Annotated in this window: 12 protein-coding genes; 4 read left to right on the top strand and 8 right to left on the bottom strand. The window is 62.8% G+C overall.

All coding sequences use genetic code 11. The features are described from left to right. Positions 1 to 330 carry a hypothetical protein gene (locus HNQ60_RS24160; protein ID WP_184335345.1) on the top strand — a complete coding sequence of 110 codons (330 nt, stop codon included), beginning with the start codon at positions 1 to 3 and terminating at the stop codon, positions 328 to 330. 100 nt (positions 331 to 430) lie between these two features. Here HNQ60_RS24160 and HNQ60_RS24165 read toward each other — a convergent pair whose 3' ends face one another. After that, positions 431 to 817 (bottom strand): bleomycin resistance protein, encoded by a 387-nt coding sequence (locus tag HNQ60_RS24165; RefSeq protein ID WP_184335346.1) that lies wholly within the window; start codon positions 815 to 817, stop codon positions 431 to 433. Between the two features lie 16 nt (positions 818 to 833). Continuing rightward, on the bottom strand, positions 834 to 1,367 hold the full coding sequence (locus HNQ60_RS24170) for a GNAT family N-acetyltransferase (protein WP_184335347.1): 534 nt from the start codon (positions 1,365 to 1,367) through the stop codon (positions 834 to 836). A 120-nt stretch (positions 1,368 to 1,487) separates the two neighbouring features. Between HNQ60_RS24170 and pgm the strand changes: the two genes are divergently transcribed. After that, entirely contained in the window at positions 1,488 to 3,131 is a 1,644-nt protein-coding gene (gene pgm / locus HNQ60_RS24175; protein WP_184335348.1) for a phosphoglucomutase (alpha-D-glucose-1,6-bisphosphate-dependent), read from the top strand. 4 nt (positions 3,132 to 3,135) lie between these two features. Here the strand turns inward: pgm and HNQ60_RS24180 are convergent, their stop codons facing one another. Then, on the bottom strand, positions 3,136 to 3,597 hold the full coding sequence (locus tag HNQ60_RS24180; protein ID WP_184335349.1) for a helix-turn-helix domain-containing protein: 462 nt from the start codon (positions 3,595 to 3,597) through the stop codon (positions 3,136 to 3,138). Positions 3,598 to 3,673: 76 nt separating this feature from the next. Between HNQ60_RS24180 and HNQ60_RS24185 the strand changes: the two genes are divergently transcribed. Next, on the top strand, positions 3,674 to 4,171 hold the full coding sequence (locus HNQ60_RS24185; RefSeq protein ID WP_184335350.1) for a DUF2938 domain-containing protein: 498 nt from the start codon (positions 3,674 to 3,676) through the stop codon (positions 4,169 to 4,171). Positions 4,172 to 4,208: 37 nt separating this feature from the next. On the opposite strand, the gene HNQ60_RS24190 is transcribed toward HNQ60_RS24185, so the two are convergent. The 5 genes from HNQ60_RS24190 to HNQ60_RS24210 form a co-directional block, all read right to left on the bottom strand. After that, a complete protein-coding gene (locus HNQ60_RS24190; RefSeq protein WP_184335351.1) occupies positions 4,209 to 6,758 on the bottom strand; it encodes an endo-1,4-beta-xylanase in 2,550 nt (849 codons plus the stop codon). A gap of 261 nt (positions 6,759 to 7,019) precedes the next feature. Continuing rightward, on the bottom strand, positions 7,020 to 9,071 hold the full coding sequence (locus HNQ60_RS24195; protein ID WP_184335352.1) for a glycoside hydrolase family 97 protein: 2,052 nt from the start codon (positions 9,069 to 9,071) through the stop codon (positions 7,020 to 7,022). 79 nt (positions 9,072 to 9,150) lie between these two features. Continuing rightward, entirely contained in the window at positions 9,151 to 12,735 is a 3,585-nt protein-coding gene (locus HNQ60_RS24200) for a TonB-dependent receptor (RefSeq protein WP_221304420.1), read from the bottom strand. A gap of 100 nt (positions 12,736 to 12,835) precedes the next feature. Beyond that, positions 12,836 to 13,795, bottom strand: a complete 960-nt coding sequence (locus HNQ60_RS24205) for a FecR family protein (protein ID WP_184335353.1) — start codon at positions 13,793 to 13,795, stop codon at positions 12,836 to 12,838. Continuing rightward, positions 13,792 to 14,283 carry an RNA polymerase sigma factor gene (locus tag HNQ60_RS24210; protein WP_184335354.1) on the bottom strand — a complete coding sequence of 164 codons (492 nt, stop codon included), beginning with the start codon at positions 14,281 to 14,283 and terminating at the stop codon, positions 13,792 to 13,794. The genes HNQ60_RS24205 and HNQ60_RS24210 overlap by 4 nt, the downstream gene beginning before the upstream one ends. Positions 14,284 to 14,472: 189 nt before the next feature. Between HNQ60_RS24210 and HNQ60_RS24215 the strand changes: the two genes are divergently transcribed. Further along, the gene (locus tag HNQ60_RS24215; RefSeq protein ID WP_184335355.1) at positions 14,473 to 15,198 is read left to right on the top strand and encodes a DUF6445 family protein; all 726 of its coding nucleotides are present in this window, start codon (positions 14,473 to 14,475) and stop codon (positions 15,196 to 15,198) included. The last annotated feature ends 12 nt before the right edge of the window (positions 15,199 to 15,210 follow it).

The raw sequence follows: 15,210 nt of genomic DNA on the forward strand, positions 1-15,210 counted from the left end.
ATGCACTTGCCCCGCGTGTTCGCCTTCGGGTCGCTCGCACTTGTTCTGGCGATTCATTACGGCGACACGGCTCAGGGCAAGGAGAGTCCGTTCGCGCTGTCGAGCGGCGTGGGCTTCAACTGGTTAGATCCGGAATCCGCTCGATGCGCGCGCATCGCGGCCGCTAACAGCAAGAGATTCAAGGCTTGCGAGTTCCGCGATTCCGGTGCCTTTGGGCTGGCGTATGCGTACTACTCGTGCCCAACGGACGACGGTGCCGAGTTCCTGGTGTTCAGGTCGAGCAGTGAATGTCAGGAAACGCTCGAGACCATGCAGGCGAATGCGCCGTGATTGTTCTTCCTGTGGGGCCCTGATCGCTACGCGATGACGTCCGACTAAAGTCGGACCCACAACAAGCCCCCTGCCGCTCCCGATCTCAGTGCGTCTCGACTCACTCGTCCCGATTGAAGTCGTGGAACACGCGCAGCAGATTGCCGTCGGGATCGGCGACAGTGAACTCCCGAAGCTTCCACGGTTTGGATTCCAAGGGCGAGACGACCCTGGCATTGCTGGCGCTCCACCGCGCATGGAGCTCATCGACTTCCTGATTGCTGTCGAGGTTCAGCCACACCAGGATCGGCGCACGGTTGCCGTACTGTTCGCGAAACGCGGCATTCGTCAGGAACATCCGGCAGTCGCCTTTCGAGATACCCGCGATGCCATCTTCCCGCGCCACCCAGTCGATGGTGAAGCCCAGGCATTTCTCGTAGTACGACGCAGCGGCTTCGATGTCCGCGACCGGAATTTCCGGGACAGCGCCGGGGAACGCACTGGACATCGTTGATCCCTCGTGCCTACTTCAATGGGCGATGCTGATCCGGTCCCGCGCTGGCGAATGAGTAGATGCGCCACTCCCTGCCATTGACGGGCCGCAGCTCTTCGACGACGTCATCCGAGTATCTGGCAACCGCCTCCGCCCAGAACCGGCAGCCGCCTGTGTTGCCGATCGACACGCGCACCGTCCACTTGCCCGGAAACCGATCCCACAGCAGGAATGCGGCTTCGCGTCCGACGCCGCTGCGGCGATGCCGGCGAACGACGAAGAACTCGGCGACGTCGAATACTTCCGATTGATCGAGGACAGATGCCATCCTCGCGACGAGCGCGAACCCCGCGATGTGGCTGCCGTGACGGATCAGGAAGGGAAATCGTCGGTCGGGCTCGGACCAGTACAGCGACAGCTTGGGATTGCCGAACCGGGCATCGCTGCCGAGCTCCAGCGAGAAAACATCGCTCAGGTCGTGCGCGTAGAGCTCCCATAGATTGGAGATCAACGGCGCATCCGACGCAGCCGCGGGCTCGACCGTCACTTGTGTCGACTCGACCATCCCCATGAATTCCAGACGTGCGATCCGCAGCCACCTTAGTGCCGCGACCGTTCGAACGTCAACGCCATGGCGCGGTGCATCTTGCTACCATCTGGCGAACGCGCCCCGCCGGAGACCCGCATGCCCCTTTCACCGCTGGCCGGTAAACCGGCCCCCAAGGACATCCTCGTCGATCTCGCCCGCCTCGAGCGCGAGTACTTCGAGCGTAAACCGGATGTCGGCAACCCGGTGGAGAAGGTCAGCTTCGGCACCAGCGGCCATCGCGGCTCGTCACTGAAGGGATCGTTCAACGAAGCCCACATCCTCGCGATCACGCAGGCAATCTGCGAATACCGCCGGTCCCAGGGCATCGATGGGCCGCTGTACGTTGGCAAGGACACGCACGCGCTCTCCGCTCCCGCGCAGCAGACCGCGCTCGAGGTTCTTGCGGCGAACGGCGTGCAGACCATCATTCAGGCCGGCGACGGATTCACTCCGACGCCCGTGATCTCGCGGGCCATTCTCGTTCACAACAGTGACAACAACGCGCGTCGCGCCGACGGCATCGTCATCACACCGTCGCACAACCCACCCGAGGACGGCGGATTCAAGTACAACCCGCCCGATGGCGGCCCGGCCGACACGCAAGTGACGAAATGGGTCCAGGATCGTGCGAACGAACTCCTGCGTGGCGGCAACAACGACGTCAATCGCCTCGCGTACGTGCTCGCGATCCAGGCAGTCCAGCAGGAAGACCTGGTCCAGCCCTATGTCGACGACCTCGAAAACGTCATCGACATGGAGGCGATCCGGTCCGCTTCCTTGAAACTCGGCGTCGATCCGCTGGGCGGCGCTGGCGTCGGCTACTGGGACCGGATCGCGAGCCGCTATCGCATCGACATCGATGTCGTAAATCCGCGTGTCGACCCGACCTTCTCCTTCATGACGGTGGATCACGACGGCAAGATCCGCATGGACTGCTCCAGCGTCTACGCGATGGCCAGTCTCGTCGGACTCAAGGACAAGTATCAGGTGGCTTTCGCCAACGATGCCGACGCGGATCGGCATGGCATCGTGACACCGAGTGTCGGTCTGATGAACCCGAACCACTATCTCGCTGTGGCCATCCGTTACCTGCTGACGCACCGCCCGCAGTGGCCCGCGACAGCGACGGTCGGCAAGACGCTCGTCAGCAGCAGCATGATCGATCGGGTCGTCGCGAGCCTGGGCCGCCCGCTGTCGGAAGTGCCCGTCGGTTTCAAATGGTTCGTGCAGGGCCTGTTCGACGGATCGTTCTGCTTCGGCGGTGAAGAAAGCGCCGGCGCCAGCTTCCTGCGTCGCGATGGCCGCGTGTGGACCACCGACAAGGACGGATTGATTCTCAACTTGCTCGCCGCCGAGATGACCGCGCGCACGGGCAAGGATCCGGGTCAGCACTACCGCGAGCTCACATCGCAATTCGGCGCGCCACAGTACACACGCATCGATGCGAAGGCGACTCCTGAACAGAAGGCGCGGCTCGGGAAACTGGCGCCGACCGATGTGACCGCGAAGACACTGGCAGGCGATCCGATCACTGCGCGTCTGACGAATGCACCGGGCAACAATGCATCGATCGGCGGACTCAAAGTCGTCACTGACAACGGCTGGTTCGCTGCGCGCCCGTCCGGAACCGAGGACATCTACAAGATCTACGCTGAGAGCTTCCGCGATGAGCAGCATCTCAACGCCATCGTGAGCGAAGCGCAGCAGATCGTGCAGGCCGCGCTCGACAAGCCCGCGTAGCGGGCTACTTCGATTTTCGCTTGAGTGAGCGCGCCGCGGACGATTTCTTCGAAGACTTCTTCGTCCCTTTTCGATCGGTGTGAGCTGCAATGTTCAGCAGCCGGCGGAAGGTAGGACATTCCATGTGGCTGCGCGCAGGGCACACCGCGGCGTGGCGCAGCCCGTCCCGCATCGACTGCAGTTTTCGAATCGACCGGTCCAGTTCGTCGGCTTTGTCGGCGAGCACCTTCCGGTCGACGCGCGGCCGGCCGTCTGCCGCAAACATGCTGGCGATTTCATCCAGGGACAACCCAGCCGAGCGGCCGAGCGCGATCAGCGCCAGTCGCTCCAGCACGCTGGGATCGAACTGCCGGTGCAGACCTCGCCTGCCGACAGCCGCGATCAATCCCTTCTGCTCATAGAAACGCAGCGCGGACGCCGGAACGCCGGACCGCTGCGCCACCTCTGTGATATCGAGATCCCGCACCCTCTTGACCTCAAGTCGACTTCAAGTGGCACTGTGAAGCCTGGGCCGATCGCAGGCAAGTCATCCGGAGATCGCTTTGAACCATCTCGTCCACACCGCGCTCATTGGGATCGGCGCGACCGCAACGATGGATCTGTGGGGAATCGTGCGCGCCCCATTGATGGGAGTTCCCGCGCCCAACTACGGTCTCGTTGGCAGATGGCTCGCCGGCATGCCCAGCGGACGGTTCCGGCACGCGTCAATCGCCGCGGCGCCGGCCGTGCGCGGAGAGCAGTGGATTGGATGGATCGCGCATTATCTCATCGGCGTCCTGTTTGCCGCGCTGCTGCTCGCCATCGTCGGCATTGATTGGATCGGAGAGCCGACGCTTCTGCCTGCGCTCCTCGTCGGCGTCGGCACGGTCGCCGCACCGTTCCTGATCATGCAACCAGGCATGGGCGCGGGTGTCGCCGCATCACGTACGCCGAATCCGAGAGCTGCGCGCGTGCAAAGTCTGCTCACGCACTTCTTCTTCGGCCTGGGGCTCTACGTCAGCGCCTGGGCCGCGCACCTTCTCCATGCACCGGGCGGCTGAGCGAGCGGGCAAATCGCCCGCTCGCTCTCGATCAGTCTCACTGCACCGAAATGTCGTCCAGATAGACATCGACTCCGGCGGTCGTGCCCTCGAAGAAGATCGCCACGTCGACGATGTCGCAGTCGGGAATCACGAGATTCGCCGACAGCTGCGTCCAGGTATTCGGCACGACTGCCGAATTGTTCTGCAGCCACGGATACGTGTTGTGGCCGGGCGGAGCAGTTGCCGCCGAGCATTCGATCTTAGCGGCGAGCCGCGCAGTGTCATTCGCTGCTGCGGTGTGCAGCGCCCATGCACTCACTGCATACGTCGTGTTCCGATCGACGGCACTCGTCAGGTTGTAGACCGCGAACTGGCTGGTGTTCGGTCGATTCGTCGCTTGCAGACTCTGCAAGCCGTTGCGCGCTCGCGTCGTCGTCGCGCTCAGCGTCGAACCATTCCAGGAACTCCAGCCCGCCGTGCCGGACTCGAAACCTCCATCCGTGATGAGGTTGTTATTCGGCGGCACGACCTTCACGTCATCCACGTACACATCGAACCCTGGCGCAGTGCCCTCGAGGAAGATCGCGACGTCCGTCGGTGTGCAACCAGCGGGTATCGCCAGGTTTCCGGAAAGCTGCGTCCACGTGTTCGACGCGACCGCGGTATTGTTCTGCAGCCACGGATACGTATCCGAAGCACTGGCGCACGCAAGCTTCGATGCGAGACGTACTGTCTGATTCTCCGTGCCCGTGTGGAAAACCCACGCGCTCACGGCATACGTTGTATCTGACTCCACGACGCTCGTGAGGTTGTAGACGGCGAACTGATTCGCGTTCGGCCGGTTCGTCGCGAGCATGCTCTGCAATCCGGTGCGGACTTGCGCCGTAGTCGTCATGAGTGTCGCGCCGTTCCACGAACTCCAGCCCGCGACGCCGCTTTCGAAGCCGCCATCCGGCAGCAGGTTCACGTCCGAAGGCGGTTGCGGCTTGCCGAAGCGCACGCTGTCGACATTGGCAACGCCCGGTGCCGTGTTGAATCGAATGTAGACGTCGTGACTGCCCGTCAGCGCGGCCCAGGGCTGTTCGATCGTGTCCGCACTGTTCCAGCTGCCCGTCGGCGGCAGATCCACCGTCAGCACAGGTGTTCCCTGCATGCCGTCGATGAAGATCGAGATGCTGCCCGGGTCGGTGTTGCCCTTGGCGTAAGTGATCCAGAACGTGTCCCAGCCCGCCTGGAATTCAACACCCTTGAAAGCGATCCAGTCGCCGTCATCGGTGTAGGCAACGATGTTGCCGAGCGCGGCAACACCCTGTCCTTCATCGTAGAGCTCGGCCTCCAGTGTCACGCCGAACTCCGTGCCTTGCCAGCCCGCCGGCACGTATTCGGGAACCGTGCAGGAATCGCCACCGCCCTCCATGTAGCAGACGATCCAGTCCATGGCAGGACGCGTGGTGCCATCGGAGCGCACGAGGTGGGCATTGGTCCGCCACATCGCGCCCTGTCGGTAGCCCCAGTGCGTAATGCCAGCGACCGCGGGATGATCCCAGAACACCGTGAAAAGATCGCGCATCACGTTGGCCTGACGCGCATCGTCCGCGTAGTTGAGATCGAACTCGGAGATGTAGATCGGCAGGCCGGTGCTCGCGAGCGTATCGAGATTCGTCGCGACCACGGGCACATCGGCGCGTTCGAGGAAATGTGCTTGCTCGCCGATGCCGTCGATCAGTCCACGCTCCTGCAGCAGCTCGACCACAGTCATGTAGTTGGCCGTGAACTGCTCCAGCATCAGCGTGTTGTATTCGTTGAGGATGAGCTTTGCGTTGGGGAAATGATGCCGCGCCATCTCGAACGCTTTGATGACCCAGTCGTAGCCGGTTTCGCCCGCGCCGCCCAGCGCTTCGCGATACCCAGCCGGTGCGTTCAGCGGTTCATTCACGACATCGATGAGATCGATGTGCGGATAACGCGCCGCGACTTCGGCCATCCATTCCTCGATCTCTTCCAGCTGCTCCTGCGGTGTCAGCGCACCGATCCAGCCGGGCTGCTGCTGGCCCCAGATGAGCGTGTGGAACTTGAACGGCAGACCATTGGTCCGTGCGAAGTCGTAGGCCGCGTCCAGCGCGGTCCAGGTCATGACATCGCGCGTGGCCTCGACGCTGCCCCACTTGCCGGAATTCTCGGGCGTGATCTGATCGAACCACGTCAGCAGGTTGGTGTAGTCGTCCGCCGAACCGGTAGCCGTTCCGAAGAACTTGATCTGATCGACCGTCACAATGACCGTGTCGGGCTTGCTCTTGCGTCCGAACGTATCCGTGACGACGAGGCTGAACGTGAGCGCCAACCGCACGTCGGTCTCCGGTGCTACGAAGGTCAGCACGCCCTTCTTCGACACCTTGAACGCGACCTTCGGTCCGCCTGTCTGGGTCCACTTGTACGTTGCGAGATAGCCGCCGGGATCGTTACTCGAAGCCTTCAGGACGACATTGCTGCATTCATCCACAGCCTGGTCGGGCCCGGCGTTGGCTACCGGTTCGGGCAATGGGCAACCCGCGAGCACGAGCGATGCTGCGGCGACAGTCGCATAGGCAAATAGCCGGAAACGCATGACAAAATCCCTCTGCATGCCCGCTCGGAGCGGGTCGTCGCCAGCCGATGGTGTTTATCCCCCAAACGTCCCTGCGCTGGCTGCCAGGTTTGATGGTAACGCTACCATTGCTGTGGATGCCGGCACAAGGGCGACTTGAGAGGTCAACGGGAGAGGCGATGAGCAATGAGCAATGAGCGGCGAGCCAGAGGCGGAGTCAGAACAGGCGGCGGCAGGCAGATCGCGCTCAAAGGTCCACCCCAGCGCAGGTCTTCCTCTGGCTCATCGCTCATCGCTCGCAGCTATCGGCTCCGCCTTGAACCTGATCGCCGTCCCGCCACCTGGCGCAAGCTTCAGCGTGAGCTGATCCGTCGCCGATACCGACTGACGCTTGATCTCGTAGGCGATCGGGTGAGTGCGATAGTCGGCCTGCGGCGCGTCGCGATAGATCTGCGCTTCGTAGCGGCGCTTCGGATCGAGGAAATCGAGCGACACGTTGAGTGTGCGCGGTTGCTCGTCCGTCAGCACACCGAGATACCAATCGCTACCGCCGCGTTCCTGGCGCGCCACGGCGATGTAGTCACCGATCTTCGCATCGAGCGTACGCGAACGCTCCCAGTCCGTCGGCACGTCGCGAATGAACTGGAAAGCATCGAGATGCTTCTCGTAGTTCTCGGGAAGATCCGCAGCCATGTGCAGCGGGCTGTAGATCACCACGTACAGCGCGAGCTGGTTCGCGAGGGTGGATTGCACCCGCTTCGCCACGGTCGGCTTGCCGCCTTCGGTGATGTCGAAAATGCCCGGGGTGAAATCCATCGGACCCGCCAGCAACCGCGTCAGGGGGAGGATGACGACATGTTCGGGCGGGTTCGTTGGATCACCCCAGGCGTTGAACTCCTGCCCTCGCGCCCCTTCGCGCGACATCAGATTGGGCCAGGTGCGGCGCAGCCCCGTGTCCTTCACGGGCTCGTGCGCATCGATCGCGATCTTGTAGCGGGCCGCCGTCTCGGCAACGAGCTGGTGATGGCGGACGAGGTACTGGCCGGCGAACCATTCGTTGTGAGCCGCACCGTCGGGTGTGCTGCGCTGGATGGTTCCATTCGGCTTCACGTAGCCGGTCTTCACGGAAGTGACACCGTATTTCTCGTACTGCTTGAATCCCGCCTCCAACTGCGATTCGTAGTTCTGGATGGCGCCGGCCGTTTCGTTGTGGCCGATGAGCGAAACTCCCTTGCGGCGCGCGTAGGCAGTTACCTCGGCGAGATTGAAGTCAGGATAGGACTTCGTGAAGCTGAAGTTGGCGCCGTTGGCGATCCAGTCGCCATCCCATCCCGTGTTCCAGCCTTCGACGAGCACGCCGTCGAATCCGTACTTCGCGGCGAAGTCGATGTAGCGCTTCGTGTTCGCCGTCGTTGCACCGTGCTTGGGCCCGCTGCCCCACGTTGAGCGATTCAGATGCATCTCCCACCAGATGCCGACGTACTTCGCGGGCTTCGCCCAGGAGACGTCGCCGAGCTTGTTCGGTTCGTTGAGATTGAGCGTCAACCGCGAATCCGCCAGACCTGCCGCCGTTTCCGACACGAGCACGGTGCGCCACGGTGTCTGGAAAGGACCTGTGCGCCGGACCTTGATGCCGTCCGACCACGGCATGAGATCCGCCTTCAACGTTCCCGTCGCCGTGCGCTCGAGCGTCATGCTCGCGTAGTCGATGAGTGCGGCTTCGTGGATCGACAAGTAGAGCTGCGACGACTCCAGCGTCAGCGGTGTTTCCGCCTTCGTGATCCGATCGAGCGGCGTGCGCTCGTACAGGTACTCGTCGCGTTCCTTTTCGTAAGCCGGAAACCACCACGCATCGTAGGCGCCCGCCGGTTTGAACTGCGTGAGCTCGTCTGCGATCGCAACCGCGCGTCCGGCGGGAACGCCCATGAAGTCATAGCGAAAGCCGAATCCATCATCGAAGGCACGCACGACGATGTCGAACGCACTGGTGTTCTGCGTATCGCCCCGCAACGAAACCCGCATCTCGTTGTGACGATCGCGGATCCGCCGCTCCTCGCCCCAGGGCTGTTCCCATGTCGAATCACGCGACGCGCGTTGCGCGGTACCGGCTACGACGAGACGCGGCACCTTCTCTCCTTCGAAGACGAGTCCGAGCGCCGATCGTTGCAGGACCGGATGGCCCTTGCGAGTAACCTCGTAGTACGCGCTCCCATTCTCGGTGAACACGCAGACCTGCAGGACATTGCCTGGGGAATCGACGCACTCCGCGGCGACCACCTGCGAAACACCGGCAGTGGCAAGAAGGGCGAACACTGCCCACGTGGAACTCTTCAAGTCGATACTCCTGGACGGCGAGCAGCTCGATTCACCTACCGTTGACGTGCGAACAGGCGGTTTTCCTCAACGCCGGCGGTCAGTATTTGAACCGGAACCCGACCTGGAAGCGCCGGTCGCTGCGGATCCAGGCCGAATCCCGTCGCACAGAAGCAGCGCCGGGAGTGAGTTCCGAGTCCCCGAACACCTGCTGCTGGTTCACGGTGGTGGTGTTGAGCAGGTTCGAGCCTTCGACGGAGAGCTCGAGATTGCTGCCGACCTTGAAGCGGATCGATCCGTCCAGGTAGCCGCTCGATCGCTGCCACATCGGCAGGCCGATGCAGCAATCGAGATTGTTGGTCAGGAAATCCGATCGCCAGCTGTACGCGAGGCGCGCACCGATCCGCCCGTATTCGTAGAGCGCAACGATGTTGTACGAATCATCAGAAATACCCGCGAGACGATGCGAATCGATGACTTCGCCGTTGACCTGCAGGCCGCCGCCGAAACCGACCGTGCCACCGGGAACGTAGCCGGGCTGCACCGCGAGGTTCGAATTGTTGATGCCGTCCTGCTTCACGTGCGTGTAGTTCAGTTGCGTACCGAGACCTGACCACGCGCCGGGCAGGAAATCGAAGAAGGTCTGGAAAGCCAGTTCGACACCGCGCAACCTGCCGCCGCCCTCGCCGTTGCGAGGGCCTCGAATGAGGACGGTCTGTGTCGTCCCATTGTTCTCGAACTCGCGCTCGAACTCGCCAAAAGCGATGCCGCCGTTCAGGCGCTTGTAAAACAGGTTCACCGTGAACGAACTGCTGCGGCCCCAGTAGTTCTCGTAGGACAGGTCGACGTTGTCCGAGGTGATCGGCTCCAGCGCGCCGAACCCCGAATCCGCGCTGAACACGAATCTGTAACCAGTGACGTTCTCAGGCGTGTGGGGTGCCTCCGGCGATCGATAGATCACATACGGAGAATCGGCGGAGGTATTGAGCAGCGGCGACTGGATGCCGACATAGTTGCGCAGCAGCCCGAAGTCCGGCCTCGACAGCGATCTCGACACCCCGAATCGCACGAACTGATTGTCGTCGAGACCAAAGCGCACGTTGAAGCTCGGCAGAAAATCGTCGTGAACCACGTCGAGATCGTTGTCGACGCCGCCGCCGCTGCTGAAGGCAAGCAGCTCCGGCGTCAGCCAGCACGAGATGTTCGTCACTGAGTTTGCAGCGAGCGGCGTATTGCACGGCGTGGCCGCCGCGGTCGTGTACCAGGTTGACGTCGGGAAGGACACGCCGCCATTGCTGGTCACTTCCGTCCGCACGTATCGCACGCCGATGTTTCCGCGCACGGTGATGTTGCCGAAGATCTTCGCATCGTCCCCGCCGAACCTGAGCATCGCGTAGGCCGCCTGCGTGATCTCATCCACATCCAGAACCTCCGGATCGATGAAGCAGCCTTGCGTATTCATCGTCCGCTGGCACAACGGTACCCAGGGCATCGGCGAACCGGTGGTGGCGCCGCTCAGCGCCTCGATCTGCTTGTCGCGATCCGCGAGCGTCGCGCGATTGAGGAACACCATCGGCCCGTTCTGGAAAACGGCACCGTCGTAGAAGTCGCCGAGGCTCGTCACTTCCCAGATACCCGCACCGTAACCCTGGAACATGCGCCCGGGCTGACCGCAGGAGTCGGGATAGGCCGACGGCGTGGTGTTGTCGATGTTGAATCCCGGACCATTGCAACTCCATGGCGCTGCAACCGGCAGCCAGTTGTAGACGGAGTAGCGCACCTTCTGTTCGCGATCCGCGTGTCGCACCCCGATCTTCAGCGTGTCGAGCCAGCCGTGATCGTCGATGTCGAACTCCAGATCGGCACGCGCCGCCAGCTCTTCCGCCTCGTTGTCTTCGTAGTGATCCTGGATGAACGGAATGAAATAGTTGTGCGGGTTCGAAAGGAAGCCCGACGCGTAGTTGACGTTGGTCCCGGGCAGAAACCGGACACGCGGTGTGCCCTTAGCGCTCGTGCTGTACTCCACGTTCGCCATCGTGCGGTTCGATACGAGTATGTCGTAATTGTCCGTCTCGGCGTCGATGTGCTGCAGGTCGAAGGAGGCATGCACCTGGTCAGTGATGTCCCATCTGAGATTCGCGGACAGGTCGCGAGTCCCTTCCGAGTGATCGAAGTTGCGAGCCTCGTTGCCGACGTAGACGCCCTGCCGGTCCGACGCGCAGGAACCGTCGCCGCAATAGTTCACGAACGGCAAGCCCGGCACCGCGGAGCCGAAGTCGATATTTCCCTGGGTGCTGCCGCCGAGCCAATCGCCGGATGGCTGAGTCAGCACGCCGGAGCGCAACATGCCATCCGGCCCGAAAACGAACTGCGGCGTCCCAGGAGCCGGCGCGATGTAGGCCGTGCTCTGCGGCGTATAGCCCGGCGCCGCCCAAAGACTGTAGAGAGAGACGTTCGAGCTGCGTTCGAGCCACGCGTTGTCGTACTGCGAATCCATGTACTGCAGCGTCGCGCCGACACGCTGGTCGCTGCTCTCGAACTGCAACGCCGCCGATGCGCCGTGGCGCACGCGGTCATACAGCACCTGCGAGAAATTCACCTGATTCGGAATGTACTGCCAGTTCGATCCGCCATACGGCGTCGCGCCGCAGGGAATGGTGCCGTCCGGACCAATCACTGCTTCACCGTTCGCGTCGTTGTTGCCGGCGCTGCAGAACGTACCGATGCGCTGCATGATGACGCCCTCGGTCTGCGTCTTCACATGCGAGTACGCGTAGTTCGCCATCACGCCGAAGCGACCGACGTCGGTATTCCACACGTTCGTGTAGATGCCGGACGCTTCGTAGGTCATGTCGTCGCTGCGATCGCCGTAGTTCACGCGCCCGGTCAGCGATATGACCTGCTTGTCCGCATCGAAGGGCAATCGCGTGCGCAGGTTCACCGTGCCTGCGATGCCCCCTTCGATCATCTCCGCCGTCTGGTTCTTGTAGGCGTCGACACCCGCCATCAACTCGGGTGAGATGTCGTTGAAGTTGAGTCCGCGGTAACCATCGGCGGAGAAACTGTCGCGACCGTTGAACTCGGTGCGAACGAACGTGAGGCCGCGAATCAGGACGCTGGCCGGCTCGGCGGAGAAGTGCGTGCTGTCATCGTTCGACTGCAATCGCGAGACCGTCACGCCCGGCACGCGCTGCAGCGCCTCCGCAACGGACTTGTCAGGAAACGCGCCGATGTCCGTCGCGGTGACCGAGTCGACGAAAGTATCGGCGTCCTTCTTGATCTGCTGCGAGGTTTCGAGGGATCGCCGGACGCCGACGACGATGACTTCTTCGAGATCGACGCCCCCGGCGACCCGCACGCGTCGCTGGCGAACGATCAGCGCACCGGTATGGTCGGGCACGACCTCCAGATCGGTCTCAGCGATCAGCAATCGGGCGGCTTCTTCGGCCGTCATCGTTGCATCGAGGGAAACCGATCGCAGGCCTTCCACCGCGTCGGGCGAGAAGAGGATGTTCGTGTTCGTCTGGCGCGAGAGCTCGCGCAGCGCAGCGTCGACGGACTGCGCATCGATTCGAATGCTGACGGCGGCCTGCTGCGCAAGCGTCGCGCCTGCGGTGGCCAGCGCTGCAACAGCGACGGCACACGGCAGCGCGCCGCGAATGGCGCGGCTCAACTTCGACGACATGCCCTCCCCCCGGTGCTGCCGCTTCTCAACTCATTCATCGATCCGGCCGCGCCTGTCGGGGCCGGATTGGACATGTTCTTTCCGTCGCTGACGATGATCCTCAGGTCGTCGTCGACGATGTCGCGGACCGCAGCGTCACGCGATTGCGTTCAAGGCCGACGCGTACGGGCAGCAGCACCGATACCGATGTCGCGAACGCCTCCGCATCGCCGACGCTGTAGTTGCCGGAGATCGGCATCTGCGCGATTTCAGGATCCAGGATTACGATCGGGCGGCGCGTGTAGCGATTCATCGCGGCGACTGCTTCGGACAACGGCTCCTCGAAGAACGCCAGCCGGCCATGGCGCCAGGCGATTGCCTGCGAAATGACCGGCCGCTCATCGCGCACGATCCTGTCGGTGTCGAACACCAGGCGCTGTCCCGGCGCGACGATCCGCGGGACAGGCAGCGAATCGATTTCCTCGGCGCGAGCGACCGACAGCGGGCCTTCTTCGAGCAGCACGGAAACGATCGCGCCTTCCCGGCTCACGTCGAAGTGCGACCTCGAGGCTGAGATCCACTGATCGCCCGCGATCACATGGAACGGCCGGGTTGCGTCATCGGCAACGTCGAAATGGGCGCGACCGCGCCGCAGCTTCACACGCCGCCATTCATCGGTCATCGAAACGTGGATCTCGGTATCCGTGTCGAGCGCGACGAGCGTGCCGTCTTCGAGCGAAACCTTGCGTTGCTCGCCGATCTCCGTCGCATACGTGGAACCGGAGCGAAGATAGACAGCCAGACCCGCGACGGATGCAGCGGCGAGCCCGACGCCACCGCGCAGGACGTGACGACGGCTGATGCGTGGCGCGCGGATCGATGCGCGTTCGGTTGCACCCGCCATCTCGAAGATGGAATTCGTGAGCTCGAAGGCTTCGCGATTCAGGTTGCTGCTCGCGAGCCACGCGCGGAAGCCGCGCTCATCATCGGCCGTCCTTTCTTCGGAGCGTAGGCGGGCGAGCCACGCGGCCGCTTCGGCTCGCGCAACTTGCACAGCGCTGTTGGAGGACTGCCCGCTCATTCGCTTTCGACCCAGTTCACGAGGAACAGGGTCGCCTTCGCGATGTGCTTCTCGACCGCGCTGACGGTTATGTCGAGTTGGGCCGCAATCTCCCGGTACTTCAAGCCATCCACACGATGCAACAGGAAAATCTCACGCGTTCGGGGGCCTAGCGATTCCAGAGCCGCCATTCCCCTTTCTAGACGTTCTCGCGCGGCCAAAACCTCAGTGTGGAGGGGCTGTCCGTCGGAAATATCCAGCATTTCCCCGATATCGATCGGGGATTCCCTGCGGACCTTGACCTTCCGGCGCTCATCGATCGCCAGGTTGGTCGCCGTGCGGACCAGGAAAGCGGACGGATTGTCGACGGTATTGCGCTCTTTGTACTCGGACAGGCGGATGAATGCCGAATGCAGCAGGTCTTCGGCCGTGTCCGCACCGCCGACCGCGCGACGCACGGTCCGCAGGACACTGGCCCAGCCTTTTCGGTTTGTCGGCAGATCGCTCATTCTTCGTGTATCGCCCTGCACCTTCACGTGCAGCCCCTGTGAACGAAATATGACGCCGCGTCGACGATCGCACAAGAGCAACGTGGACGACTGTGGCGCAACTCTCTGCGCCGCGCGATGATGCAGCGCCTTGCGAGAACACTCACTTCACAGAACGCCACACTCCCATCCTGCGATGGACGATCCTGAATGAGTTCCGTTGCCGCCACTGACGGTGCCCTGCTCATCGGCCGGAACATCGAAGTCCGCCTGCAGCAGGTGGGTATCGAGCAGCAACCGCTGATGATCGTCGATCACATGCTCGACGACCCTCACGCCATGATCGAAGCCGCGCGCACCACACAGTTCTATGTGCCTGAGCACACGAACTATCCCGGCATCAACGCGCGGCTGCCCGATGCGTATTACCGGACCGTGATCGCCACGCTGCGCGGTCCGCTCGAAGCCGCGTTCGGCCTTTCCCGTTCAGCTCACCTGAAGTACTTCGGCTTCTTTGCCCTGGCGACGACGCGCAGCGATGCAGCGCGGCCGATCCAGAAGATTCCGCATCACGACTCGCCCGATCCGGGCAGGCTCGCGATGGTTCACTACCTCTGTCAGGGCGCATTCGGCGGCACCGGTTTTTTCAGGCACAAAGCCACTGGTTTCGAGTCTGTCGATGCGACGCGACGCGACGCTTACGTTGCCGCAGCCAGTCGCGAGCTTGCTCAAAGCAGCGACACCGCCGCTTATGCGGGCCCCGTCATGGCCAACTACGAAATGATCGGCCGCGCCGAAATGATCTTCAACCGGCTCATCGTCTACCGCAGCCACGTCCTGCACTCGGCGCTTCTCGACGATGTCGCGGGGAGCGCCGATCCCGCCAAAGGGCGACTGACGGCCAACGGCTTCCTAGAAGCCACGACCGGTCCCTAGAAGACATACGTC

The sequence above is a fragment of the Povalibacter uvarum genome (assembly GCF_014202975.1).
In the GTDB taxonomy this organism is placed as follows: domain Bacteria; phylum Pseudomonadota; class Gammaproteobacteria; order Steroidobacterales; family Steroidobacteraceae; genus Steroidobacter; species Steroidobacter uvarum.

Excerpts from the sequence above, each read along its gene's own strand:
- HNQ60_RS24200 (WP_221304420.1), bottom strand. The coding sequence starts at position 12,735 with ATGTCGTCGAAGTTGAGCCGCGCCATTCGCGGCGCGCTGCCGTGTGCC.
- HNQ60_RS24215 (WP_184335355.1), top strand. The coding sequence starts at position 14,473 with ATGAGTTCCGTTGCCGCCACTGACGGTGCCCTGCTCATCGGCCGGAAC.
- HNQ60_RS24190 (WP_184335351.1), bottom strand. The coding sequence starts at position 6,758 with ATGCGTTTCCGGCTATTTGCCTATGCGACTGTCGCCGCAGCATCGCTC.
- HNQ60_RS24210 (WP_184335354.1), bottom strand. The coding sequence starts at position 14,283 with ATGAGCGATCTGCCGACAAACCGAAAAGGCTGGGCCAGTGTCCTGCGG.
- HNQ60_RS24170 (WP_184335347.1), bottom strand. The coding sequence starts at position 1,367 with ATGGTCGAGTCGACACAAGTGACGGTCGAGCCCGCGGCTGCGTCGGAT.
- HNQ60_RS24205 (WP_184335353.1), bottom strand. The coding sequence starts at position 13,795 with ATGAGCGGGCAGTCCTCCAACAGCGCTGTGCAAGTTGCGCGAGCCGAA.
- pgm (WP_184335348.1), top strand. The coding sequence starts at position 1,488 with ATGCCCCTTTCACCGCTGGCCGGTAAACCGGCCCCCAAGGACATCCTC.
- HNQ60_RS24165 (WP_184335346.1), bottom strand. The coding sequence starts at position 817 with ATGTCCAGTGCGTTCCCCGGCGCTGTCCCGGAAATTCCGGTCGCGGAC.
- HNQ60_RS24160 (WP_184335345.1), top strand. The coding sequence starts at position 1 with ATGCACTTGCCCCGCGTGTTCGCCTTCGGGTCGCTCGCACTTGTTCTG.